At 35.4% G+C, this 23,873-nt stretch carries 24 protein-coding genes and 1 rRNA gene; 18 read left to right on the top strand and 7 right to left on the bottom strand.

What is annotated here, in order from left to right:
• Positions 1 to 72: 72 nt before the first annotated feature.
• Positions 73 to 348, bottom strand: a complete 276-nt coding sequence (locus G8Y84_RS08735; RefSeq protein WP_037575789.1) for a YtxH domain-containing protein — start codon at positions 346 to 348, stop codon at positions 73 to 75.
• Between the two features lie 4 nt (positions 349 to 352).
• Positions 353 to 811, bottom strand: coding sequence for a low molecular weight protein-tyrosine-phosphatase (locus G8Y84_RS08730; protein ID WP_037575792.1), 459 nt, complete (start codon positions 809 to 811; stop codon positions 353 to 355).
• A 132-nt stretch (positions 812 to 943) separates the two neighbouring features.
• Between G8Y84_RS08730 and G8Y84_RS08725 the strand changes: the two genes are divergently transcribed.
• The 3 genes from G8Y84_RS08725 to G8Y84_RS08715 are packed head-to-tail and all read left to right on the top strand — an operon-like array spanning position 944 to position 2,959.
• Entirely contained in the window at positions 944 to 1,153 is a 210-nt protein-coding gene (locus G8Y84_RS08725; protein ID WP_105963442.1) for a DUF1128 domain-containing protein, read from the top strand.
• Positions 1,154 to 1,183: 30 nt separating this feature from the next.
• Entirely contained in the window at positions 1,184 to 2,413 is a 1,230-nt protein-coding gene (locus G8Y84_RS08720; protein WP_229717316.1) for an aminopeptidase, read from the top strand.
• 18 nt (positions 2,414 to 2,431) lie between these two features.
• Positions 2,432 to 2,959 (top strand): acyl-CoA thioesterase, encoded by a 528-nt coding sequence (locus tag G8Y84_RS08715; protein ID WP_103159018.1) that lies wholly within the window; start codon positions 2,432 to 2,434, stop codon positions 2,957 to 2,959.
• Between the two features lie 67 nt (positions 2,960 to 3,026).
• Here the strand turns inward: G8Y84_RS08715 and yfkAB are convergent, their stop codons facing one another.
• Positions 3,027 to 4,163, bottom strand: coding sequence for a radical SAM/CxCxxxxC motif protein YfkAB (gene yfkAB / locus G8Y84_RS08710; protein WP_165806294.1), 1,137 nt, complete (start codon positions 4,161 to 4,163; stop codon positions 3,027 to 3,029).
• A gap of 109 nt (positions 4,164 to 4,272) precedes the next feature.
• Here yfkAB and G8Y84_RS08705 point away from each other — a divergent pair, with 109 nt between their 5' ends.
• Together G8Y84_RS08705 and G8Y84_RS08700 are read left to right on the top strand one after the other, a co-directional pair.
• Entirely contained in the window at positions 4,273 to 4,434 is a 162-nt protein-coding gene (locus G8Y84_RS08705) for an SE1561 family protein (protein ID WP_165806293.1), read from the top strand.
• Positions 4,435 to 4,504: 70 nt separating this feature from the next.
• Positions 4,505 to 5,023, top strand: coding sequence for a type 1 glutamine amidotransferase domain-containing protein (locus tag G8Y84_RS08700; RefSeq protein WP_037575802.1), 519 nt, complete (start codon positions 4,505 to 4,507; stop codon positions 5,021 to 5,023).
• A gap of 225 nt (positions 5,024 to 5,248) precedes the next feature.
• Here G8Y84_RS08700 and G8Y84_RS08695 read toward each other — a convergent pair whose 3' ends face one another.
• A complete protein-coding gene (locus G8Y84_RS08695) occupies positions 5,249 to 6,994 on the bottom strand; it encodes a pyruvate oxidase (protein ID WP_105963444.1) in 1,746 nt (581 codons plus the stop codon).
• A 167-nt stretch (positions 6,995 to 7,161) separates the two neighbouring features.
• On the opposite strand from G8Y84_RS08695, the gene sgtB reads away from it, so the two are divergent.
• The 5 genes from sgtB to G8Y84_RS08670 all read left to right on the top strand — a co-directional run bounded on the left by sgtB (position 7,162) and on the right by G8Y84_RS08670 (position 11,527).
• A complete protein-coding gene (gene sgtB, locus G8Y84_RS08690) occupies positions 7,162 to 7,968 on the top strand; it encodes a monofunctional peptidoglycan glycosyltransferase SgtB (RefSeq protein ID WP_037575806.1) in 807 nt (268 codons plus the stop codon).
• 85 nt (positions 7,969 to 8,053) lie between these two features.
• Entirely contained in the window at positions 8,054 to 8,860 is an 807-nt protein-coding gene (recX, locus tag G8Y84_RS08685; protein ID WP_037575808.1) for a recombination regulator RecX, read from the top strand.
• A complete protein-coding gene (locus tag G8Y84_RS08680) occupies positions 8,850 to 9,161 on the top strand; it encodes a YfhH family protein (protein WP_037575810.1) in 312 nt (103 codons plus the stop codon). Before recX ends, G8Y84_RS08680 begins: the two co-directional genes overlap by 11 nt.
• 15 nt (positions 9,162 to 9,176) lie before the next feature.
• Entirely contained in the window at positions 9,177 to 10,703 is a 1,527-nt protein-coding gene (locus tag G8Y84_RS08675) for an ABC transporter ATP-binding protein (protein ID WP_105963448.1), read from the top strand.
• Positions 10,704 to 10,711: 8 nt separating this feature from the next.
• Positions 10,712 to 11,527: a teichoic acid translocation permease gene (locus tag G8Y84_RS08670; protein ID WP_051604990.1), complete on the top strand. Its 816-nt coding sequence runs from the start codon at positions 10,712 to 10,714 to the stop codon at positions 11,525 to 11,527.
• 465 nt (positions 11,528 to 11,992) lie between these two features.
• Here the strand turns inward: G8Y84_RS08670 and G8Y84_RS08665 are convergent, their stop codons facing one another.
• Positions 11,993 to 12,970, bottom strand: a complete 978-nt coding sequence (locus G8Y84_RS08665; protein WP_107368089.1) for a metal-dependent hydrolase — start codon at positions 12,968 to 12,970, stop codon at positions 11,993 to 11,995.
• An 88-nt stretch (positions 12,971 to 13,058) separates the two neighbouring features.
• Here G8Y84_RS08665 and mutY point away from each other — a divergent pair, with 88 nt between their 5' ends.
• From mutY to G8Y84_RS08645, 4 genes are all read left to right on the top strand, one after another.
• Positions 13,059 to 14,111 (top strand): A/G-specific adenine glycosylase, encoded by a 1,053-nt coding sequence (gene mutY / locus G8Y84_RS08660; protein ID WP_105963451.1) that lies wholly within the window; start codon positions 13,059 to 13,061, stop codon positions 14,109 to 14,111.
• A gap of 56 nt (positions 14,112 to 14,167) precedes the next feature.
• The gene (gene ntdP / locus G8Y84_RS08655; protein WP_037575819.1) at positions 14,168 to 14,713 is read left to right on the top strand and encodes a nucleoside tri-diphosphate phosphatase; all 546 of its coding nucleotides are present in this window, start codon (positions 14,168 to 14,170) and stop codon (positions 14,711 to 14,713) included.
• A 133-nt stretch (positions 14,714 to 14,846) separates the two neighbouring features.
• Positions 14,847 to 16,583: an ABC transporter ATP-binding protein gene (locus tag G8Y84_RS08650; RefSeq protein ID WP_107372132.1), complete on the top strand. Its 1,737-nt coding sequence runs from the start codon at positions 14,847 to 14,849 to the stop codon at positions 16,581 to 16,583.
• 162 nt (positions 16,584 to 16,745) lie between these two features.
• On the top strand, positions 16,746 to 18,323 hold the full coding sequence (locus G8Y84_RS08645) for an FMN-binding glutamate synthase family protein (protein WP_119513344.1): 1,578 nt from the start codon (positions 16,746 to 16,748) through the stop codon (positions 18,321 to 18,323).
• A 78-nt stretch (positions 18,324 to 18,401) separates the two neighbouring features.
• Here G8Y84_RS08645 and G8Y84_RS08640 read toward each other — a convergent pair whose 3' ends face one another.
• Positions 18,402 to 19,496 (bottom strand): FUSC family protein, encoded by a 1,095-nt coding sequence (locus tag G8Y84_RS08640; protein ID WP_037575825.1) that lies wholly within the window; start codon positions 19,494 to 19,496, stop codon positions 18,402 to 18,404.
• A gap of 216 nt (positions 19,497 to 19,712) precedes the next feature.
• Positions 19,713 to 21,008 (bottom strand): glutamate-1-semialdehyde 2,1-aminomutase, encoded by a 1,296-nt coding sequence (locus tag G8Y84_RS08635; RefSeq protein WP_107372130.1) that lies wholly within the window; start codon positions 21,006 to 21,008, stop codon positions 19,713 to 19,715.
• 80 nt (positions 21,009 to 21,088) lie between these two features.
• On the opposite strand from G8Y84_RS08635, the gene bcp reads away from it, so the two are divergent.
• From bcp to G8Y84_RS08615, 4 genes are all read left to right on the top strand, one after another.
• A complete protein-coding gene (gene bcp, locus G8Y84_RS08630; protein WP_037575837.1) occupies positions 21,089 to 21,547 on the top strand; it encodes a thioredoxin-dependent thiol peroxidase in 459 nt (152 codons plus the stop codon).
• Between the two features lie 5 nt (positions 21,548 to 21,552).
• A complete protein-coding gene (locus tag G8Y84_RS08625) occupies positions 21,553 to 22,503 on the top strand; it encodes a phosphoglycerate dehydrogenase (RefSeq protein WP_037575840.1) in 951 nt (316 codons plus the stop codon).
• Positions 22,504 to 22,587: 84 nt separating this feature from the next.
• Entirely contained in the window at positions 22,588 to 23,046 is a 459-nt protein-coding gene (gene perR / locus G8Y84_RS08620; RefSeq protein ID WP_037575843.1) for a peroxide-responsive transcriptional repressor PerR, read from the top strand.
• 543 nt (positions 23,047 to 23,589) lie between these two features.
• Positions 23,590 to 23,873, top strand: a 16S ribosomal RNA gene (locus G8Y84_RS08615); the annotation flags it as partial.

The following is a 23,873-nucleotide window of genomic DNA, read 5'->3' as shown; positions in this document are numbered from 1 at the left end:
AGTTAAGTTACTTTCATTTTCTCCCGTCGAAATTGCTTTAAAATGTTCAATTTCTTACTTCTTATTGACTCATTAACGGTTATTTTTACGTTGTTGGAAAGTTTCTTTAGCATCACGTAAAGAACGTTCTAATTCTGGGTTGTTACGACGAATTTCTTCAATTGTGTTTTTCCAATATTTAAATTCATCAGTGAGTTGAGATACTTTTGAACCTTGTCCAGATGTTTGACCTGATTTAATGTTTTGAACTTGGTTCTTTACAGATGAACGCGTGTTTTTGTCGATAAGTGCCACAGCACCTCCAACGACTGCTCCGATTAAAACGCCTGGAATTAATTTGTTTTGCATAGTGTTACCCCTTTCTTATATCCTTTAAGATGTAGTCGATAAGGTTATCGCATGATGATTGTATCATGTCAAAAACCCCTTCGAAATTGTTTGTATAATATGGGTCCGGAACATCCGTCTCCTCCATATCGCTAAAATCAAGCAACTTAAATAGTTGACCTTTAAGTTGTGGATTGATTTGTCTTATATTATCCACATTACTTTGATCCATTGCAATAATATAATCAAAATCGTCATTTTCTGTAAACAACTCACTCTTCATATTATCGAATGGAATTTGGTGTTCATTTAAAATATTTTGTGTCCCTTCGTGAGGGGGTTCGCCTAAATTCCAGCGACCTGTGCCTCTCGAATAAACTTCTATACCGTCGATTTCACGTTCTTGAAGGCGTTGACGCATAATTGCTTCAGCCATCGGGGAACGACAGATATTGCCGAGACATACAAAAGCGACTGTTGTCATGTTGAAACCTCCATGTCTTAGTTTATATGCCCATTTTATCCTTTTTTTAAACAACCCTGAAGTGTTTTTGACAAAAATTTTTCAAAATTTGTATGACTTTGCTAGAATATAAGAAATGAAAGGATGAAGAACATGTCAAAAAATATAGAAACAATGATTACAGAAATTAGAGACCAACTTAATTTAGTCAACCCAGGACTTATTGATTCTGAACATTTTAGCGAAAACCAATTTGAAGAAATCCAAGAAATACATGAATTTGTGATGTCTAAAAATGATTTCACTCCAAGTGAAATGAACGGTATTACCGAAGCTTTAGGAGCATTAAGACAAACAAAGTAAACGAGTTCACAATTAAAGGGGAGAATGAGAGTGTCATTAAATGAAAAACTGCAACAGTATGCGAAATTACTTGTCACTGTAGGTTTAAATGTTCAAAAAGGCCAACCAGTATTTATTCGTTCTACAGTTGAAGCCGTTGAATTTACGCGTCTTATTGTCAAAGAGGCATATCGCCTTGGTGCATCAGATGTACGTGTCAAATATGCTGATCCAGAATTGACACGTCTAAGCTATGAACATGAGGATGTCACATTTTTCAACCAAGAAATAAAACCTTATGAGGTAGACGAACGTATGGACTACGTTGAACGAGGTGCTTGTAGTTTAGCATTAATCACTGAAGATCCGGACTTATTAAATGGTATCGACAATGATAAACTTAAAGCTGCACAAACCCAACGTAGTAAAGCTTTTAAACCTTATATGATTGCGTCACAAAAAAATGAATTTCCATGGTTAGTTGCAAGCTATCCGTCTAAAGCTTGGGCACAGCGTGTCTATCCAGAATTAGAGGCTGAAGCTGCATTTGAAAAGTTTTTAGAGGATGTCTTAGAAATTGTACGTGTTGACGGCAATGACCCTATCGAAAACTGGAAAAAACATACCGCATTACTTAAAGAAAAAGCGGATATGCTCAATCAAAAAGCTTACACAGCCCTACATTATAAATCGAAAGGTACAGATTTACATATTGGTTTACCTCAAGGTCATATTTGGGAGGATGCGACAAGTTATACACCCAATGGCCAAGCGTTTGTAGCAAATATTCCAACTGAAGAGGTATTTACTGCACCTGAAGCCAACCGTGTTGAGGGATATGTAACAAATAAATTACCATTAAGTTATAATGGAACAATTATTGATGGATTTAAATTAACTTTTAAAAATGGAGAAGTTGTAGATTTTCATGCAGAGAAAGGGGAAGCTGTTTTAAAATCGCTATTAGAAACCGACGCTGGGGCAAGACGTTTAGGAGAAGTTGCCCTCGTACCATTTGACTCCCCAATTTCTAATAGAAAAACTATCTTCTATAATACATTATTTGATGAAAATGCTTCTTGTCATCTTGCCTTAGGTGCAGCTTATGCATTTAATTTAAAAGGGGGCACACAGATGTCAGAAGATGAATTAAAAAATCATGGATTAAATGATTCACTGACACACGTAGATTTTATGATTGGTAGTGAAGATTTAACGATTTATGGGGTAACCGAAAATGGCGAAGAAGAACTTTTATTTGAAAACGGAAATTGGGCTTAAGTGAATAGGAGTGTTAAAATGACCAAAAAAAGAAAAGCAATGAAAGACGCTAAAACATTTAAGTCTCGACAAGTATTTCCGCAGGATACTAATCATTTAAATACGCTATTCGGAGGTACTATGATGGCGAATATTGATGAAGTTGCTGCGATATGTGCTTGTAAGCATTCAAATACACAAGTCGTGACTGCCTCTACAGATTCCGTAGATTTCATTCGCCCAATTAAAAATGGGGATATTATGAACTATGTTGCAATGGTCACGTATTCTGGGAAATCTTCAATGGAAATCTGTGTTCAAATATATATAGAAGACGTCTATAATAACGAAGAACATCTAGCTGCTTTAAGTTTCTTAACATTTGTCGCTTTAAACGATGAAGGAAAACCAACGGAAGTTCCAGAAGTCTATCCAGAGTCTGAAATTGAAAAATGGTTTCATGAAAATGCAGAAGTACGCGTGAAGCGTCGTAAAGAACGTCGAAATGAGAGTAAACATACGCTTGCTTTTTTAGAAAATATTAAAGCACAGCGTGAAGAAGGATAAAAAATAACGCTAAGGGTTAGAAATCGCACATTTTGACTGCTTCTAACCTCTTAGCGTTTTTTTCTATTTATTGAAATAGGGAATGCATCCGTTGCTCTTTAGATTTAAAATCAACATCAGGATAGTACATATTTTTGACTAAGAAATTGGGACCTAAGCATTTCACAGAAGGGCAGTGACAATTAAGAGATTGCGCTAAAGGTGTTTTTAGCCATTTTTGAAAAACTTCATTCAGATTGTCCGTTTGAATATTAGAAATTGTGCCCGTTTCATCCCCAAAATCGGTGACAATGACATTACCAGTGAAAACATTTACATTTAAACGGCTTCGTCCATCTGGATCATTTCTAAGTGAAACGTTGGGTGTAGATACTAAACGTTGTCGAAGTTGTTGATCCGTTTCATCTTTAATACATGGAAATATCGGTAGTGTCCCAAAGAGCATCCATGTATGAGGATCCCGTATATCTAAAAGATGATGTATAGTTGATTTAATCTCAGCTAAAGGTAAAACTTCGAGCTGACTCGCAAAATCAGAAGGATACATCGGATGAATTTCATGACGGCGACATTTCATATCATGTACGACTTCTTGATGTATTTTTTCAAGGTACGGTTGCGTACTCTTATTTAACATGGTTTCAGCTGAAACAAACATCCCTTGTTCACTTAAAGTGCGTGAATTCGAAATCATTTGTTCATATAATCTTTCACGGGCTTTTAAGGGTGGTTTTTTATCCATTGCGCCAAAGCCAACTTCTGTAAAGGTATCGATTGTTCCCCAGTTATGAGAGATGTGCATGACATCAATATATTCTGCAATTTCTAAATAACGATCTAATGGCAGTGTTAAATTAGAATTCATTTGAACATATATGCCTCTGTCATAAGCATATTTGAGTAAAGGTTTTACTACTTCACGAATCGATTTTTTCGAAAACATAGGCTCTCCACCTGTAATAGAGAGTGTTCTAAGGTGAGGAACTTCATCTAATCGTTGCGTAATTAATGTCATCGGTAGAGGCACAGGATCAGTGGTTTGAAGTGTATATCCTACAGCACAATGACTACAACGCATATTACATAAGTTCGTCGTAGTAAATTCAATATTACTCAGTGTCAATTCCCCATGTTCTGTTATATCGTTGTAAGCTTCCCAAGGATCATTGTGTATAGAAATAGGTTTTTTTGTCGTGTGAATCATTATAAGACTCCTCTATATCTAGGTTTGATTTGATATTTATCATTGAGGAATATCAAAATCGTGTTATGATAACAGTGATAAATGCAATTATAAAGGAGAATGGATACTTATGGAAGAGCCTCGTACAATGAATCAAGTAAAAGAACGTTTAACCCAATTTTTAGAAGACATCGAACAGGTGAATCCAGATGACGTGGATATTAAAGACGTGGATGAGTGGATTGCACTTTTAGATCAACTTGAAACAAAAGTGAACCAATTGCGTCAGTAAGTTTTTTGTTTGAATGTTATCTTTTGGGGTTATACAATAATTAGACATTCATTAAAGAAAGGTGATATTCATGGCAAAAAAAATAGCTGTACTTTTAGCTGACGAATTTGAAGATATTGAATTAACAAGTCCTAAAGAAGCGCTTGAAAACGCTGGACATGAAGTTGTTATTATTGGCGCAGAAGCTAATTCAGAAATCGTCGGTAAACATGGTGAAAAAGCAAAAGCTGATGTAGGTATTGCTGATGCTAAACCAGAAGATTATGATGGTTTACTTTTACCAGGTGGATTCTCTCCTGACCATTTACGTGGAGATGAAGAAGGCCGCTTCGGAACATTTGCAAAATATTTCTTAAAAGAAAACTTACCAACTTTTGCAATCTGTCATGGTCCACAAATCTTAATCGATACAGACGAATTAAAAGGTCGTACTTTAACAGCTGTGCTTAACGTACGTAAAGACTTAAGCAACGCAGGAGCTACTGTTAAAGATGAATCAGTCGTTGTAGATAAAAACATCGTTACAAGTCGAATTCCAGATGACTTAGATGACTTTAATAGAGAAATCACAAATTTATTAAATCAATAATAGATTTAAGCTGCCAGCAAAGTAGAAACCTTTGTTGGCAGCTTTTTTGTCTGTTTTTAAGGTAGTGTTTTATTAGAAATTTGCGCATAAATAAAAATATAGCGATAATGAAGTTGAAAGAAATCCTAAATTATAAAGGATAAAAATGTATCAACTTACCACGAATACATAACGAAACAAAAAAAGGGTCTGAAATGCCTATTTGATGCATTTCAGACCTCATTTTTATAAGAAACGTTTAATTGCTGTAGAAAGGGAAGGCATTTCTTTAAAAACAAATTTACCTTCTTCAGTTAAACTACGATATGCGAATTTAGCATAATTTTTTGCTTCTTCAGGAACGATTTGACCTGGAAGCGGCGCTGCATTAACATCCACATAAACATTAACGATGGTTGGTTTATGTTGTTGAACAGCTGTTTGCACAATCGCATCAATATCTTTAGCGTCTTTTAGTGTATAGCCTACACCACCACAAATTTCAGCATATTTCGCAAAATCCATATCACTGAAATCTATACCGTATTCTAACTCACCAGCAGCTTGTTGTTCGTATTTAATAAAGGATAATTCTTGGTTATTTAAAACAAAAATCACCATAGGCATATTGTATTGAACTGCTGTCGCAAAATCTTGCATTACCATTTCGAACGCACCATCACCAGAAATAGCAATCACTTGTCGGCCTGGGTAGGCAATTTTAGAAGCGATAGCTGTAGGTAATGCACATCCCATCGTACCGAGCCAACTAGAAATGACGAATTTATTATGGATTCCCAAATTTAAATAACGTGTTGACCAAACAGTAGACGTTCCGACGTCAGCAGCAATGACGGTATCCTCATGAATCACTTTATTAATCGCGTCCATTAAACGTTCTGGGCGAATCGGCTCAGATTCATTTCTTTTATCTTCTTCCATCCATTGATCCCATGTTTCTTTTCGTTTTAACATGTCATCTAGGAAATCACGTTGTGTGACAGGATGAATCGCTTCAGTTAATGCATGTAAGCTCTTTTTACTGTCTCCAATAACCGGTGCATCAATGTTAAAACGATGACCAATGGCATGTTGATCTACATCGATTTGAATGGCTGGTATGTCTTTATGAGGTAGATAATCTGTGTAAGGATAATTTGTGCCGACTAATATTAATAAGTCTGCATTTTGCATCGCATGATAGGAAGGCTTTGTACCGATTTTTCCGATATTTCCTAATAAATAAGGATGATCATATGGAACTACGGTTTTAGCTGGTAACGTCACCATTGTTGGAATTTTTGCTTTTTCAATCAGTGCTTTGACTTCATCTTGCGCATGTTGTGCGCCTACACCCACTAAAATAACGGGTTTTTTGCTTTGGTTGAGTAACTCAGCAGCTTTTGTAATCTCTGAAGTAGGGGCGTCTGGAAGCTGTGGTTGGAATGGGGCAACTTGACTAGGGAGTTGGACATCAACTTTTTGGTTTAAAATATTGTTAGGCAGTGTTAACACAGCAACCCCTTTTTGGGCATATGCCGTACGGATAGCTTCATCAACAATATCAAAAATACGAGAAGCATCACTGTCTTTTAACTGATAATTGTAAACTGCGACATCTTCAAATAATTTTGGTAAATCGACTTCTTGAAAGGCTTTAGTCCCTAATTTATCACTATTGGCTTGACCAGATAAAATCAGTTGAGGCACGTTGTCCATTTTAGCATCATACATACCGTTCAATAAATGAATCGCACCAGGACCACCGATTCCTAAAGCTACACCAATTTTTCCTGTTAATTTTGTATATGCTGCAGCTGAAAGGCTGGCTACTTCTTCATGACGTACGTGTACAAATTTGATACGTTGCTCTGCAGATTTTAAGCCATCTACAACAGCATCTATAGAATCACCAGGAATACCATAAACATGATCAATATCCCAGGCTTCTAATGCCTTGATTAGCGCCATATTTGCTTTCATTTTTGTCATATTATTACTCTTCCTTCCTTTAAATAATATCCTAAAGTTTATACCCCATATTCTAACATTCATGCACTCATGCTAGGGACTGATTTTGTTCAAAATGTATAGATTAATTTTGTGTGACTTGATACACTCACAATAAGATAGTAATTTTGAGAAAGTAGGTCCCATTTATGAAAAGAACCGACCGAATAAAAAAACAGTATACTGAACCTCCTTCTAATGAACCCTATTATAATACGTATTATCAACCTGTAGGGCATCCGCCAAGAAAACAACGGTCACGTAAAATATTTCGACTAGTCATTATGATTGCTATTATTATACTTGCATTGTTTATTGGAGGCATGTATATCTTATCGCAAAGAGCGAATGTCTCAGATTTATCGAGTATTGAACAAAAAGCAACGTATGTGGATGCTTCACAGATGCCAGATTATACGAAAGGGGCATTCATTGCTTTAGAGGATCGAAGGTTTTATAGTCACAATGGTGTAGATTATAGAGGGAGTTTAAGAGCGATATTCGCTTCACTCAAAGATCGTGATCGTCTTCAAGGAGGAAGTACGATTACCCAACAACTGGTGAAAAACTACTATTACGATAATCAACAAACCATTACTCGAAAACTAAAAGAAATGTTTGTTGCAAAACGCGTCGAGCAAGATTATGATAAAGAAAAAATATTAAGTTATTATATGAATAACATATATTTTGGAGACAATAACTATACGATAGAGTCTGCGGCTAATTATTATTTCGGGGCAACAACAAACAAAAATAACCAGAGTTTACCACAAATTACCGTATTACAAAGTGCCATGTTAGCTAGTAAAGTCAACGCACCTTCAGTATATGATGTTCACAACATGTCAGCTTCCTTCATCAACAGAACTAAAATGACGTTAGAAAAAATGAAGCAAGAAGGTTATATTAATGAAGGTCAGTATACTGAAGCATTACAACAACTTGGTGGATAAGGACAAAGTATGGCATAATATAGAAAAAGGAAACTGGGAGGAGTCGAATAGACCTTCCAGTTTTTTATGTGAGCGGGGTGAAAATATGCGTAAAATTACGAAAATAGAAGTTCAAAAAAATAATGCAACAAGATTCAATATTTACGTGGATGACCAATTTGAAACTGGTGTATCAGATGATACATTAGTGAAATTAAATTTAAAAAAAGGTGATGACATTTCATCTCAATTTTTAGAAGAAATTAAACAACAAGAATATCAACAACAAGCGATTCAGCAAGCTTTGAATTATCTGTCTTATCGAAAAAGAAGTAGTAAGGAAATTGAACGATATCTATCCAAACAAAATTTTCCTGAAGATGTGATTGCTAACGCGATTCATTTTTGTAAAGCACAGAATCTAATCAACCATGAAGATTACGCAGAAAGTTTGAAAAATACAATGATTCTTACCACTGATAAAGGGTCGGAAATATTCAAACAAAAATTAATTGAAGCAGGGATTGAAGCGCCTTTAATTCAAAAGTATGTCGCCCGTTACGAGGAAGAACAGCCTTTTGACGCAATATTAAAAGTTGCTACAAAACTAAAAGAGAAAAAGAAAGGTCCTTCGCAAAAAGTGCAACAAAAAGTCCATCAAGGATTGTTACAAAAAGGATACACCTCTGATAATATCCAAGCGGTATTATCGGAATTAGATTTTACTGAAGATGCAGCGGGGATTGACAATTTATTGCAACGGGATTTAGAGAAAGTCTATAATAAATATATCAAAAAGTATGAGGGCTATCAGCTTAAAATGAAAACAATAGAAGCATTGGCTCGAAAAGGTTATCAATATGATGCAATCCAAAGAAAATTAGAAGAAAGTGGTATTTTAAATGAGTCATAAACGATTAAGTGAGATGGAACGTCACGAAATATATCAAGAAATACAAAGCTACAAAGAAAAAATGCGCAAAGCTGAAATGAATGGCATTATGAATGAATATGATGTATATGCTAATAAAGTTGTTATTGCAGAAAGTTATTTGGTCAATCGAGAGGACATCAAAATCGGGGCCACATATACTTTAAACGATGGATCCAATGCGCATTTTAAAATAAAATATTTAAAAGGTGTTTTTGCTTGGGGCTATCGAGAGGGTGTCAACCAAGAAGAAGGCATCCCATTATCACTATTACAATTATAAAGGGGTTTTAAGTCAATGGGGAGTGCAATTGTCCTAAAGATAATTAATGTGACACATTATTATCGTAATCAGAAAAAACAAAATATCTTAAAGCCTTTTAGCTATCAACCCGAAGACATCGAATTGAACAATATCACATTACATATTTATCAAGGTGAATCACTTGGCATTATTGGTGAAGAAAAATCTTCAAAATCATTAGTAGGAGAGATTTTAGCAGGAACAGTAAAACCTGATAAAGGTCGAATGGTTCGAACAGCATCAATGTTTTATGCAAATATGAACCAAAAAACGGTCGAAACGATGTCAGTCAAAGCCTACGTTGAAGATGTCATACGTTTATATGAATATGAAGTACCGGTACACAAAGTGGAGCAGATTATTAAATTTGCACATTTAGAATCCCAATCTCAAGAAATGATTCAAAGTTTAACGGATGCAGAATATGCACAGCTTTTATTCAGTCTAGCACGGGCTTCTCGAGCTGAAATTATTGTCTTCAGTCACATTCTGTCTTATCTGAATGAGGATTTTATGAATAAGGCGGTTGAGATGGCGCATGAATACATCGAACAAGGATTAACTTGGGTGACCATCGATAACGATTTAGCAAAAATACAAGCTGTGAGCAATTATCTAGCTTGGATTTCTCATGGTCAATTAAGACAGGAAGGGCCTGTAAAACGTGTGTTATCAGCATTTAAATCACATGAACAAGACCGAAATTCTCTTAAATCCGAAGAACAGCGTGCACATTTTGACGAAGATTGGAAGCGGAACCGTTCAAGAATGCCTGAACTGACTTATAATTTTAAAAGAATAGAACGGTATCATCATGCAGAACCTCCTGCATTTTTGGCACGCATATGGACTTGGTTGGCTGTTTTCTTTGTGGGGATTCTATTAGGCGCTGTTTTAATTTTTACAAATATGGGAGAATTACAAACTAAAAAAGTGACGACAGAAGACACGATTGCCAAAAATAATCAAGATCCTTATATCGAAAAATTAGCCTATGGTATCGTTGAGGAGAATTCAGCAAAACTGAATGCCAAAAACAAACAAAAATCTATCACTTTACCACGATATACTGTGGCGACGATTACAGGAGAAAACAAAACAAACTATCAAATTGTGGTAGATGGAGAAACGTATAGTGCCTCAAAATCACAATTTAAATATTTAAATCCTGCCGCATTATATCAAAATACGTCACGAGATCAGATTAAGCCTTTTATGAAATCGAATTACGTTGAGTCAATCGATTATTTTAATGGACAGATACACCTGCCTCATAAAAAAGTAAAGAACACATTAGTTCCAGAAAAAGAAAATCGATTTGTTGAACAAATTACGCAACAACCGATATCCATGTTGTATAACGATCGAAATCAATTGGTAGGATTTTCATTTCCAATGGTAAAAACAGAAACGTTTAAGAAAAAATTTAACCCTGATGGAAACTATTGGATTGGTAAATCTGAAGACGGCTACTTTATTGCAGATCTCCAAAATGAGCAATGGGTTTATATTAAATTGTAGGTGAAACTATGTTAGAACAATTGTTTATATTCTTTAAAAATGTTCCACGACACGTTCGTCACAGTCAATATCGCTTATTTCAACAAAAAAAGCAATTAACGCTCATGGTAGCGATTTTTCTCGCAATAATCTTATTGTTAAAAGTTCTTTTAACTGCAATGGCACTTCCTGAAATTACGCAAGCGACTATCCTGTATCGCTTAGCTGGTTTCTTCGTTTTTGGAGTTATCTTCATTGCGATTTGGAACAACTATAAAAATTTCCCTCGGGATTATTATGTGACACGTCACTTTAATAGTAGTCCAATGTTGCATATATTAATTTCAAGTTGTATTTATAGTTTGGTGCTTTTGTTATTGATGACTGTTATAGGAATTGTCAAGCCCGTGAATGCGGACACTTTAATTGTAGGTGTATTATTTTATACATTTATGACATTTATATTTATAGCACTTTTATCCTACTTGTTAGGACTTATTCGTATCATTTATGCCAAATTAGATGTGATTTTTTACATTTTGGTGTTCATTGTCTTTTGTTTGTTACCTATTATTTTTATAAAAGGAACGATTCATGGTGGCTTATCACATTTCCTTATGCTTAATCCGGTGTACTATTTAGTCAATGGGTTTCAACAATCTGTAATTGTTGGCTCTCACGCTTTAAATCATCTTGGTTATCATTTTTATTTTATTTGTTGGATCGGTTTATTGACTGTACTCAATTTTGCGCTTAATGACTATGTTTCACAACTGAGACCAAATGAACACATTCAAACGCAAGTGCATGCAAAAACGGGGCTGGAACATAAAGATTACCAATAATTAGAAAGCCATCAAAATTTATCTAAGAATAAATTTTGATGGCTATTTTGATACAACTTAGTTCATAAAAATTGAGTTGGTAAAGCAGATTTTATAACTTTAGAGCGATGAATAATTATAGCAAATTTGATGGTTTCCTAAGCCGAGACTTCTGAGGCATCTAGCCGAAACCGAAAATCCATTTTAAGATTTTTTGCTGACTACAATAAAAATAGTGGCAGTAGCTGACTGGATTACGTATGCGCTTTTCAAGCTTTACCCAACTTTAAATAAGGACCACCTATTCACGCAAGTTCATAGTTGTACTGAAGACGTAACTCATTACATTCCTAACGTCTTCATGCACCGGCAGGCATTACTACGAAATCAAATAGATTTCTGTAATGCTCCAAGAAAAGCAAGGCTTTATGGAACAATCAAATAAATGAAATTAATTATGTCTCACCCCCGCTTTTTTATAATACATTAGTGTGCATAGAGTTTTTTCATTAGTTTTTCTTCGGTGAAGACCCATCCAGTATAGGAGTGGATGACTTTCATATTTTCATCAAGGTGTGCGATGGCTACAAATTGATAGTGGTCATTTTTTAAATAACGCAAATCAATAAAACGTAACTCTGTAGTTTTATTATCAATATGTTCAATATGCCAACGATAAATAGATGAAAAATTCAAAAATGCACGTATGTTAGAATCATATTGTGCATATTGCATTACGACATCACTTGGGTAAGGTTGTCGTTCGACTTTATCGCTAAATACAATATTTCGACCATAACTTCGACCTACATAATCATGTTTTTCTGTTTGAATAGCGATGCGCCATTGGAAAAAGTGAATTGTAGGGGCTACAAACACTTTTATTGGTGTCCCTAGATGTTCAACTTGGTTTAACGCCTGTTTTTTCAGCCAACTCTGCATAATAAAACGTAAAATGTAATACATGATGAGTAGAATAAGGATAGGGCCAAAAACAATGTAAGGATGTACGCCTAAAGCCCATATAACAATACCAATCATCAAAATAAAAAAGATGATAGGGTCAAATGTGTTAATCACACTGAGTTGAATCCATTTGTTGGAAATAGGCCGTAGCGCTTGGGTGCCGTATGAATTGAAAATATCTACAAAGACATGTAAAAATACAGCCAACTGTGCCCATAACCATACATGAAAAGGATCGACATGGGTAAAAACACTAAACACAAGCAAAGTGAGTAGCAATGGCCAAAATAGTGTGAAAGGAATAGAATGTGTAATGCCTCTATGATTAGAAATATAAGTTGCATTATCTTTTAATTTTAAAACTGTATCAATATCAGGAATTAACGAACCAGCAATTAGAACCGTTGCAGTTGCAGCAATGTTTTGCCCTAAGGCAGGGTCCGTTGTTGCAATGGCCGTTAACCCAACACCGATTGCGATATGCGTCGCAGTATCCATAAGCGTCACTCATTTCTTACTTATTTAAACATAGTATAATCTATATTTACACTGAACAAAAATAATCAACCACTTGAAGGAGAATTTTATGCATAATCCAGAGCGTTTTAAAAGTGATCTTATAAATTGGTTTGAAATCAATCAGCGCCAAATGCCTTGGCGTGAGACTTCGAATCCTTACTATATTTGGGTGAGCGAAGTAATGCTACAACAAACACAAGTGAATACAGTGAGAAGTTATTATTTAAAATTTATAGAACGCTTCCCGACAATTGAAGCTTTAGCAAATGCGAGCGATGATGAAGTTTTAAAATATTGGGAGGGATTAGGCTATTATAGCCGAGCGCGCAATTTTCACACAGCCGCAAAAGAAGTGGCTCAAAATTATGGGGGACAAGTCCCTGTTCAGCCCGAAGTGTTTAAAACATTGAAAGGAGTGGGACCTTATACCCAAGCTGCTGTTATGAGTATTGCGTTTAACCATCCCTTGCCGACAGTCGATGGCAATGTTTTTAGAGTGTGGTCTCGACTCAACAATGATGATTCAGATATCGCATTACAAACGACAAGAACGAAATTTGAAGCGGCCTTAAGACCCTACGTAGAAACGGAAGCAGGGACTTTTAACCAAGCGATGATGGAGCTAGGGGCATTAATATGTACACCGAAAAACCCATTATGCTTATTTTGTCCTGTACAAACCCATTGTGAAAGTTATGGAAAAGGGACTGTGCTAGACTTACCTGTGAAAACAAAAAAGGTAAAAAGAAAAACAGAAACTTATAATGTCTATTTGATAGAAAATGAACATCAAGAATATGTTATTGAGCAAATAACAGCCAATTTGTTAACTCATATGTGGGAATTTCCAAAGCATCCGTCAGCAACAAGTTTGGATGAGTTAAAAGCAATTTATGGCGATACTTTTGAAGTGAATCATGAAAAAATAGACACGATGAAACAACAGTTTACACATGTCACATGGGTGTTAGAAGTCTATAGAGCAAGTGTAAATCTAGAAAAATTTAAATTGCCCTATGAAGATACCGCATGGTTATCACCTAAAAACCGTGATCAATTTACTTTACCAGCGTCGATGAATAAAATTTATGAAAAGTATTGTAAGCGGAATGGTAAGTAGCATTTAAAGATTGTGATATAATGTGAAAGTGAGTTTGATAGAAGTGGGTGAGACAAGTGGTTAAATCATGTATTCCTAAAGAAGGCGACACAATAAAAATACAGTCTTATAAGCACGATGGCAATATCCATCGCGTTTGGTCTGAAACAACAATATTAAAAGGAACAGATCATGTCATTATTGGGGGCAATGATCACACATTGGTCACGGAAAGTGATGGCCGAACATGGATTACGCGTGAGCCAGCAATTGTCTATTTTCATGCGGAGTATTGGTTTAATGTCATTTGTATGTTCAGAGAAGACGGTGTGTACTACTATTGTAACTTGTCATCACCATTTGCTTGTGATGAAGAAGCCTTAAAATATATCGATTATGATCTAGATATTAAAGTGTATCCAAACGGCAAATATCATTTATTGGATGAGGATGAATATGAACAACATATGAATCAAATGAATTATCCTAAAGATATTGATGTTATTTTAAGAAGAAACGTTGATATTTTACAACAATGGATAGAACATAAAAAAGGTCCATTTGCGCCAGATTTTATCAAAGTTTGGCGAAACAGATTTCAAAAGCTGAGAAACAGTATTTAATTAAAATCTTCACCTTAGAATGCAACATAATAGAAACACTAAATATTACGAGTGAAATAGAAAAAGTCGGCATATCAATGTCTTCACTATCTCTATTTCACTCGTCTTATGTTTTGTGAAAGGGGATATGTGCGTGATAAGACGTTATTTAGAATTTGTAAAGCCATATAAATGGTTGATATTTGGGACAATCATTGTTGGAATATTAAAATTTGGTATTCCATTATTGATACCGTTATTAATTAAATATGTGATTGATGACGTCATTAATAACGACGCATTAAGTATGTCAGACAAATATTCTCATTTGCTGTTTGCTATGGGGATTGCCGCATTTATATTTATCATTGTGCGTCCGCCTATTGAATTTTTAAGACAGTACATGGCGCAATGGACAAGTAATAAAATTCTTTATGATATTCGTAAAAAGTTATATAGTCATTTACAAGCTTTAAGTGCACGGTTTTATGCTAATAATAAAGCGGGTGAAGTGATTTCACGAGTCATTAATGATGTCGAGCAAACAAAAGATTTTATTATGACCGGTTTAATGAATATTTGGCTAGATTGTATTACGATTATTATCGCGTTATCCGTGATGTTTTTCTTAGATGTGAAACTGACTGTAGCAGCCATTGTCATTTTACCGTTTTATATTTTAACTGTTTACTTTTTCTTTGGACGTTTGCGTGCCTTAACCCGTCAACGTTCACAAAAGCTAGCGGAAACCCAAGGCTTTTTACATGAACGTGTAAATGGGATGTCCGTGATTAAAAGTTTTGCAATTGAAGAGAATGAAGCGAAAAATTTTGATAAACGTAATTCTAATTTTTTACAAAAAGCATTTAAACATACGCGATGGAATGCCTATTCATTTTCAGCAATTAATACAGTGACTGATATTGGGCCATTAATTGTAATTGGATTTGGCGCGTACCTCGCTATTTCAGGTTCTGTCACTGTCGGAACGTTAGCTGCGTTTGTCAGCTATTTAGAACAACTTTATGGACCTTTGCGTCGTCTCGTTTCCTCATTCACTACGTTGACGCAAAGTTTTGCCTCAATGGATCGTGTATTTCAATTATTTGATGAACCCTATGATATTAAAAATACTGAACAGGCAAAAGCGATACCGATACAACAAGGTAATATTGAAATTTGTCATGTTTCGTTTAAATACAATCAAAATGAGCGTGACATTTTAAAAGACATCAACTTAAATATTCATCACGGTGAAACAGTGGCATTTGTGGGTATGAGTGGTGGAGGTAAATCTACATTAATTAGCTTGATTCCACGATTTTATGATGTTACGAAAGGTGAAATATTAATTGATCAACATAATATTAAGGACTTTGAAACAGGAAATTTACGTCGTCAAATTGGTTTAGTTCAACAAGATAACATTTTATTTTCTGATACAGTAAAGGAAAATATTTTGTTAGGACGTCCCGATGCCTCAGATAGTGACGTTATTGAAGCGGCTAAAAAGGCTAATGCTCATGATTTTATTATGGCATTACCCCATGGCTATGATACGGAAGTTGGGGAACGTGGAGTCAAATTGTCAGGTGGACAAAAACAACGTCTCTCAATCGCACGTATTTTCCTAAACGATCCTCCAATTTTAATTTTAGATGAAGCAACGAGTGCACTTGATTTGGAAAGTGAAGCTATCATTCAAGAAGCATTGAATATTCTAAGTAAAGACCGAACAACTTTAATCGTCGCGCACCGTCTTTCTACAATAACGCATGCAGATAAAATTGTCGTCATCGAAAATGGGGAAATTGTTGAAATGGGTGCCCATCAAGAATTAATGGCACAACAAGGTGCTTATCAACGCCTTTACAATATCCAAAACTTATAAAATCCTAAAGAAACACGATACGTTTGAGAAAGGCCATTTCTCATGATGTATCGTGTTTTTGTGTTTATTTCTGAAAGTCATTTAAAAAGTAATTAAATGGAGTGAAAATATTTATATTTAGTGTGAACAAAGGGTATAGTTATTCAAAAAGGGGATATCTGTATGACATTTTTAACGATTTTGCAACTGATTGTTAACATCATCATTGTGGGTCTACTCATATTTGCACTCATTGCGATTATTGGGTTTTTAATATTTGACCGAAAACAGAAACAACATAGTGTTTTGCGAAATTATCCAGTATTGGCAAGAGTACGGTATTTCTTGGAAAGTATTGGACCTGAACTTCGACAATATTTATTTTTAAATGATAATGAAGATCAACCTTTTTCGAGAGATCAATATCAACATATTGTACTTGCGGGTAAATATAATGATCGCAAAACAAGTTTTGGATCTGAATTGAATTACGATGAAGGTTTTTTTCTCAATAATGCGATGTTTCCAACACAACTTTCTGAGCTTGCGCTAGATAACAAACACCTTATTTCGACTTTTGTATACGACATTCAAAGAGAATCACTATTTTCTAGAAAAGAACGCATCCAAGCTTCAGATATTGAACCTTACTTCTTACATCCGTCGCATTATATTAAGTTTGGAACGGATTTAAAACATCCGTATTATGCGAAGCGCTTAGTAGGTCAATCTGCTATGAGCTTTGGTGCACTAGGGAGTCACGCAATTACTGCACTTTCAAAAGGATTGGGTCATTCGGGAACATGGATGAATACGGGTGAAGGTGGATTGAGTACGTACCATCTAAAAGGGGACGCTGATATCATTTTTCAAATTGGCCCTGGATTATTTGGTGTACGTAATAAAGAAGGGGGCTTTAGTAAATCTGAGTTTTTGAAAAAAGCAGAAAATCCTAGAATAAAAATGTTTGAAATCAAACTTGCCCAAGGCGCTAAAACGCGTGGGGGTCATATTGAAGGGCATAAAGTTACTGAAGAAGTCGCGAAAATTAGAAATGTCACACCGTTTGAGACGATTAATTCACCTAATCGGTTCGAATTTATTGACCATCCTAAAGCTTTATTAGAATGGGTTAACGAATTAAGACAATTGAGTCAAAAACCAGTTGGCTTTAAAATTGTGGTGGGTAATCGGAATGAAGTGAATACGCTCGTTAAAACAATGGTAGAACTCAACCTCTTTCCAGACTTTATTACAGTGGACGGAGGAGAAGGAGGCACAGGAGCAACTTTTCAGGAACTAAAAGATGGTGTGGGGTTACCTTTATTTACGGCACTGCCTATCGTGGATGGAATTTTAAAAGCAAATGGTGTCCGAGATAGAGTTAAAATATTTGCTTCGGGTAAACTCGTGACCCCTGATAAAATTGCTATTGCCCTTGCACTTGGTGCTGATTTAGTCAACGTTGCACGTGGAATGATGATTAGTGTGGGATGTATCATGAGCCGCCAATGTCATAAAAACACTTGTCCTGTGGGAGTGGCAACAACAGACCCTAAAAAGGAAAAGGCCCTCGTGATAGAAGAAAAAGAATATCGTGTCGCCAATTACGTCACTTCTTTACATGAAGGGTTATTTAATATTGCAGCGGCAGTCGGAGTCACAAGTCCTACTGAAATTGGCCCAGAACATGTCACATTGAAACACAAAAGAGGAGATATTCAAACGATACAGGATTATCAACTTAAATTAATTCAATAAATAAAAAAATACGGTGAGTGCTAAGAGAAATGGATTAAAATATCTATTCATCGCACTTACCGTATTTTTATCTTCAAATTATAAATCAAAGTCTTCTTTAATAATATCGATATCTGGATCGTTTGAATGATATTTAAAGTAGCTAATACGTAAACGATTCAAATGTTCAAGATTATATCGATATTCTTCTAAAGCGGCAATTATGTGTATCACATTTGTATTTATATCCGTTGAGTTTGTAGAATTTGATTTAAATTCTTCTTGATAGGCGGTTAATAAATCTTTTTTGAGGGGATTTGTGATACGACTTTGAAAATCTGGATTATCAAATTTTGCTTTTTTGGTGATACTTATTAGAATCTGCTCATGAAACTGTGATAATTCATCGACTTCTAATTTTATCTGTAGAAAGAGAGACTCACTTAAATTAAGCATGTCATTTTGATAACGATTCATGCGTTTAAGTACATCGTAGGCATCTCTTGTTGAGAGTACGATTTCTTTGAATAAAATTTTCTTACGAGTTTGTGCACGGGCATATTTTTTCGTTAATGAGCGTTCTTCTTTATAAAACTCAAACAATTGCTCTAGTTTTACAACGCGTTGGCGCAAACTCTCTAAATCTTGTTTGACGTAATTGAACTCGGTGACGTCATTAAGCACTAAGTTGAACCATTTAAAAATATCCGTTGTAATATTGAGTGAATTATAGTAAATTTTAGTTTCAAATTTTGGAGGTAAAAATGTCATATTCACTATGAATGAGCTCAAAACACCAATCATGACTAAGATAAAACGGTAAAACGCAGACCAATAAAATGAACCACTATGCTGTCCCATAATAATAAGTGCAGTAACAGTCGCTAATGTAGCCACATGCTCAATTTTCAATTTAAATAAAATCGCAATGAGTAATATCACCGTCGCCCCCATGATGATAATATTCTTACCAAAGATGGAGACCATAACGATAGCTAAAATAGCACCTATAACATTGCCTTGAAATTGATCGACGATGGTTTTTAAAGTACGATATACACTCGGCTGCATGGCGACTACAGCAGCAATTCCGGCAACAGTAATCATCCCTGCATCAGAAGGTAATAAGGAAGCGATAGAAATCGCAAGTATAATGGCGATTCCTGTTTTTAATATTCTCGCACCTAATTTCAAATAAAGCACTCCTTCATAAAATATATAGTTGAACCTTGAGAGTTTGAGAGAGAGTTATATTTATTCTAACACCGCAGTGTCTTTTTAAAAAAGTGTCTTTCACTTAGCTTACATTTAAATTTTAGGGCCAAGGCATTACTTTGCCTCAGCCCTTTGAAACGTAAGCTTTTTTTAATTGCTCTCGTTCTGATATATAGATATTATAATATTTTTGCTTTATTTGCTAGCTAATTGCTGAAATGCATAATCTGCAGCTTTCAATGTTTGGTCGATATCTTCTTCTGTATGTTCAGTTGTTAAGAACCACGCTTCATATTTTGAAGGAGCAAGGTTAATGCCTTGTTGTAACATCAATTTAAAGAATTTCGCAAATTGTTCTCCGTCTGATTGGTCAGCTTGGTCGTAATGCGTCACTTTTTCGTCGGTAAAATAGACCGTTAAAGCGCCACGCACGCGATTAATTGTAGCTTTAATTTGATATTTATCAATAGAAGCTTGGAGACCTTCTTCAAGACGTGCACCTAATTGATCTAATTTTTCATATACACCCTCTTTTTCTAAAACTTCTAATAAAGCAATACCTGCTTTCATAGAGAGGGGGTTACCTGCCATTGTTCCGGCTTGATAGGCAGGGCCTAACGGGGCAACTTGTTCCATAATATCCTGGCGTCCGCCATAACCACCAATAGGTAATCCGCCACCCACAATTTTACCAAAGGCAGTTAAATCAGGATATACGCCTAGCAAATCTTGAGCTGCACCATAATGGAAGCGGAAAGCAGTAATGACTTCATCATAAATCACTAAGCCACCGTATTCATGTGTAATTTCATTGACTGCTTCTAGAAAACCAGGTTGCGGTTCAACCATACCAAAGTTACCTACTATAGGTTCAACAAGCACACCTGCAACTTGGTCACCCCAGTGAGCCATCGCTTCTTTAAACGCATCAATATTATTAAAAGGTACAGTGATGACTTCTTGTGCTACACTTTTTGGAACTCCTGCAGAATCTGGTGAGCCAAGTTGTGAAGGGCCACTACCTGCAGCGACAAGGACTAAATCTGAATGCCCGTGATAACAGCCTGCAAATTTGATGATTTTATTTCTGTTCGTATAAGCACGTGCCACACGAATTGTTGTCATGACAGCTTCTGTTCCAGAATTAACAAAACGCATTTTTTCAAGAGATGGAATAGCTGCTCGCAGTTTTCGTGCGAATTCAATTTCAAGTTCAGTTGGTGTTCCAAATAATACGCCTAATGCGGCTTGTTCTTGAATGGCTTGAGTGATATGAGGATGTGCGTGCCCAGTAATAATAGGGCCATAAGCTTGTAAATAGTCGATATATTTATTCCCATCTACATCATATAAATAGGCTCCTTGCCCTTTTTTCATAACAACAGGTGCACCGCCACCCACTGCTTTGTAAGAACGTGATGGAGAATTCACGCCGCCTAAAATATATTCGTTAGATTGATTTTGCAAGTTTTCGCTTTTAGAAAAATTCATCTAATATCAGCCTCTTTTATTTAATATTTTCATCTCATATCGTATCATAAAATAAAAGAAATGAAGAAAGAGGGAGTCAAATGTTAACAAATGGCGATCAATTTCCGGATTTTAAATTAGAAAATCAAAATGGTGAAGTCATCACTAAATCTTCATTAAAAGGTCAAAAGGCCATTCTTTATTTTTATCCTAGAGATAACACACCGACTTGTACAACTGAAGCTTGCGATTTTAGAGATCATCTTTCGTATTTTAATGATTTGGATGTAAAAGTCTATGGCATTAGCGGAGATTCAAAACGTAAACATCAAAATTTTATCGAAAAACATCAACTCAATTTTGATTTACTTGTAGATGAAGATTATCAACTTTCGAAAGCGACAGGGGTATATCAGCTGAAAAAGACATTTGGTAAAGAAACAATGGGCATCGTACGCACAACATTCATTATTGATGAAGAAGGTAAAGTGATGGATGTCATTGAAAAAGTCAAAGTGAAGTCGCAAATGGATCAACTAAAATCAATTCTTCAGGGGTGATGAGAATGCGTGTTGTAAGTTTAATGCGTTTAGGAGATCAAGAACAACGCTTGCAAGAAACTTTTCCTAATGTTGATTTTGAATTTTATAAACATCCATCATATTTACCAGAGAGTTCCTTAAAAGAGATGGACATATTAATGACTTATCATAAAGAAGTGGATGCGTCATTTATTGATAAAGCGAAAAATTTAAAATGGTTAATGTGGTTTGCGACAGGTGTTAATACATTACCTTTTGATGCATTGCGTAAAAGAAATATTCAAGTTACAAATGCGAAAGGCGTTCATGCACAGCAACTGACTGAATTTCTATTTGCATATATCTTAGATGACTATAAAGAAATGAAGGAAACTTATGAAGAGCAATTATCCAAAATCTATAATCATAAAAGAACCACAGCATCGATAGCTGGGGAAACCATTTTATTTTTAGGAACAGGCGTCATTCCAAAACGCGCCGCTCAAATTGCACAAGTGTTTGGTATGAAAACACTTGGTTTAAACACAAATGGACACGCAGTTGAAGGCTTTGATGAAACGTATCCATTAAGTGAAAGAACAGGAATTTATGCTAAAGCAAATATTGTGGTTAATGTATTACCCGAAACTGAAGAGACAACATTCCTCTTACAAAAAAGTGATTTTGACAAAATGAATACACGAACACTTTTTATCAATATAGGAAGGGGAACAGTTGTAAAGGAAAATGTCCTTGTGCAAGCTTTAAAAGAAAAAAATATTCGTAAAGCCTATTTAGACGTTTATGAAAATGAGCCACTCACAGATGAGTCAGGTTTGTATGAACTAGACAATGTAGTGATGACGAGTCACATTACCGGAAATGCGCAATATAATAAAACTAAAGCCACAGATATCTTTATCAATAATTTACAGAGTGTTCTCAATAACGAAGGGCTAATTGAGAATGTTGTAGACTTAAATAAAGGATATTAACGAAATAATTGACATTAACAAATCACTCGCATTATATTAATATTAAGTAAGAATTATTATTAAGTAGAAAGACGGGTGAGACAAATGGCTGCAGAAATGGAAACTTATGAACATCAGTTGAATGATTCTATCGCTTCATTAAGAGAAGCCGGGGTTCGTATTACACCTCAAAGACAAGCAATTTTAAACTTTTTGATTCGTTCAAAATCACATCCAACTGCTGATGAAATTTATCAATCATTATCACCTGATTTTCCTAACATAAGTGTGGCAACAATTTATAATAACCTCAAAGTTTTTAAGAAAACGGGTATTGTAAAAGAGCTGACGTATGGGGATGCTTCTAGTCGTTTTGATTTTGACACGCAAAACCATTATCATGTGATCTGCGAAAAGTGCGGTAAAATTGTAGATTTCCATTATCCTTCCTTACATGAAATTGAACAGCTTGCGCAACACGTGACAGATTTTAATATTACGCATCATCGTATGGAAATATATGGAATATGTCGGGAATGTAAAGAAGCAGAAGATAAAACTTAATCATAGCTAAAGCATCTAGTTAACGTTTAAAATAACGACTAGGTGCTTTTTTAATATTGCATTAAGCACGTTAATATCGATAATCTTAAATCGCTATTCCACTTTTAGTGTGACATTTCCACTCTAGAGTGATTTTTAGCGAAATTTCTTTAGATTTTTTATTGACGTTTTAATGGACGATTGGTAAGATATAAAAGTCGTCAAGTTACGACGCGTTAACAACGTTAAAACACCTTTAAATTTTTGAACAAAATATTAAAAGTGTAAAATTAACGCTTGTAAGTTTCTGAATAACATTATAAAATATATAATGTTGAAACAACGAACCGAGCACAAATTAATTTAAAAACTTTAAAATTTTTCTTGACATGAAAAAACATAACAAGTATAATTGATTATTGTAACGGTTTAAAAAAGAAACACTACGAACATTGAAAACTGAATGACAATATGTCAACGTTAATTCCAATAATTTTGAGTACGTAACGTACTTTCTAGAGTGATTGGCTGAACCAATCAACGAGCTATATCAAGCTTACTTCTTTTATGGAGAGTTTGATCCTGGCTCAGGATGAACGCTGGCGGCGTGCCTAATACATGCAAGTCGAGCGAACTGACGAGGAGCTTGCTCCTTTGACGTTAGCGGCGGACGGGTGAGTAACACGTGGGTAACCTACCTATAAGACTGGAATAACTCCGGGAAACCGGGGCTAATGCCGGATAACATATCGAACCGCATGGTTCGATAGTGAAAGACGGTCTTGCTGTCACTTATAGATGGACCCGCGCCGTATTAGCTAGTTGGTGAGGTAACGGCTCACCAAGGC

Origin of the sequence: Staphylococcus sp. 11511212 (assembly GCF_011394755.1) — a bacterium.
In the GTDB taxonomy this organism is placed as follows: Bacteria; Bacillota; Bacilli; order Staphylococcales; family Staphylococcaceae; genus Staphylococcus; species Staphylococcus chromogenes.
This window is presented reverse-complemented; position numbering and strand designations above follow the sequence as displayed.

What these genes read in the sequence shown, in the direction of transcription:
- G8Y84_RS08735 (WP_037575789.1), bottom strand. Translation starts at nt 348, where the DNA reads ATGCAAAACAAATTAATTCCAGGCGTTTTAATCGGAGCAGTCGTTGGA.
- G8Y84_RS08730 (WP_037575792.1), bottom strand. Translation starts at nt 811, where the DNA reads ATGACAACAGTCGCTTTTGTATGTCTCGGCAATATCTGTCGTTCCCCG.
- G8Y84_RS08725 (WP_105963442.1), top strand. Translation starts at nt 944, where the DNA reads ATGTCAAAAAATATAGAAACAATGATTACAGAAATTAGAGACCAACTT.
- G8Y84_RS08715 (WP_103159018.1), top strand. Translation starts at nt 2,432, where the DNA reads ATGACCAAAAAAAGAAAAGCAATGAAAGACGCTAAAACATTTAAGTCT.
- yfkAB (WP_165806294.1), bottom strand. Translation starts at nt 4,163, where the DNA reads ATGATTCACACGACAAAAAAACCTATTTCTATACACAATGATCCTTGG.
- G8Y84_RS08705 (WP_165806293.1), top strand. Translation starts at nt 4,273, where the DNA reads ATGGAAGAGCCTCGTACAATGAATCAAGTAAAAGAACGTTTAACCCAA.
- G8Y84_RS08700 (WP_037575802.1), top strand. Translation starts at nt 4,505, where the DNA reads ATGGCAAAAAAAATAGCTGTACTTTTAGCTGACGAATTTGAAGATATT.
- G8Y84_RS08695 (WP_105963444.1), bottom strand. Translation starts at nt 6,994, where the DNA reads ATGACAAAAATGAAAGCAAATATGGCGCTAATCAAGGCATTAGAAGCC.
- sgtB (WP_037575806.1), top strand. Translation starts at nt 7,162, where the DNA reads ATGAAAAGAACCGACCGAATAAAAAAACAGTATACTGAACCTCCTTCT.
- recX (WP_037575808.1), top strand. Translation starts at nt 8,054, where the DNA reads ATGCGTAAAATTACGAAAATAGAAGTTCAAAAAAATAATGCAACAAGA.
- G8Y84_RS08680 (WP_037575810.1), top strand. Translation starts at nt 8,850, where the DNA reads ATGAGTCATAAACGATTAAGTGAGATGGAACGTCACGAAATATATCAA.
- G8Y84_RS08675 (WP_105963448.1), top strand. Translation starts at nt 9,177, where the DNA reads ATGGGGAGTGCAATTGTCCTAAAGATAATTAATGTGACACATTATTAT.
- G8Y84_RS08670 (WP_051604990.1), top strand. Translation starts at nt 10,712, where the DNA reads ATGTTAGAACAATTGTTTATATTCTTTAAAAATGTTCCACGACACGTT.
- G8Y84_RS08665 (WP_107368089.1), bottom strand. Translation starts at nt 12,970, where the DNA reads ATGGATACTGCGACGCATATCGCAATCGGTGTTGGGTTAACGGCCATT.
- mutY (WP_105963451.1), top strand. Translation starts at nt 13,059, where the DNA reads ATGCATAATCCAGAGCGTTTTAAAAGTGATCTTATAAATTGGTTTGAA.
- G8Y84_RS08645 (WP_119513344.1), top strand. Translation starts at nt 16,746, where the DNA reads ATGACATTTTTAACGATTTTGCAACTGATTGTTAACATCATCATTGTG.
- G8Y84_RS08635 (WP_107372130.1), bottom strand. Translation starts at nt 21,008, where the DNA reads ATGAATTTTTCTAAAAGCGAAAACTTGCAAAATCAATCTAACGAATAT.
- bcp (WP_037575837.1), top strand. Translation starts at nt 21,089, where the DNA reads ATGTTAACAAATGGCGATCAATTTCCGGATTTTAAATTAGAAAATCAA.
- G8Y84_RS08625 (WP_037575840.1), top strand. Translation starts at nt 21,553, where the DNA reads ATGCGTGTTGTAAGTTTAATGCGTTTAGGAGATCAAGAACAACGCTTG.
- perR (WP_037575843.1), top strand. Translation starts at nt 22,588, where the DNA reads ATGGCTGCAGAAATGGAAACTTATGAACATCAGTTGAATGATTCTATC.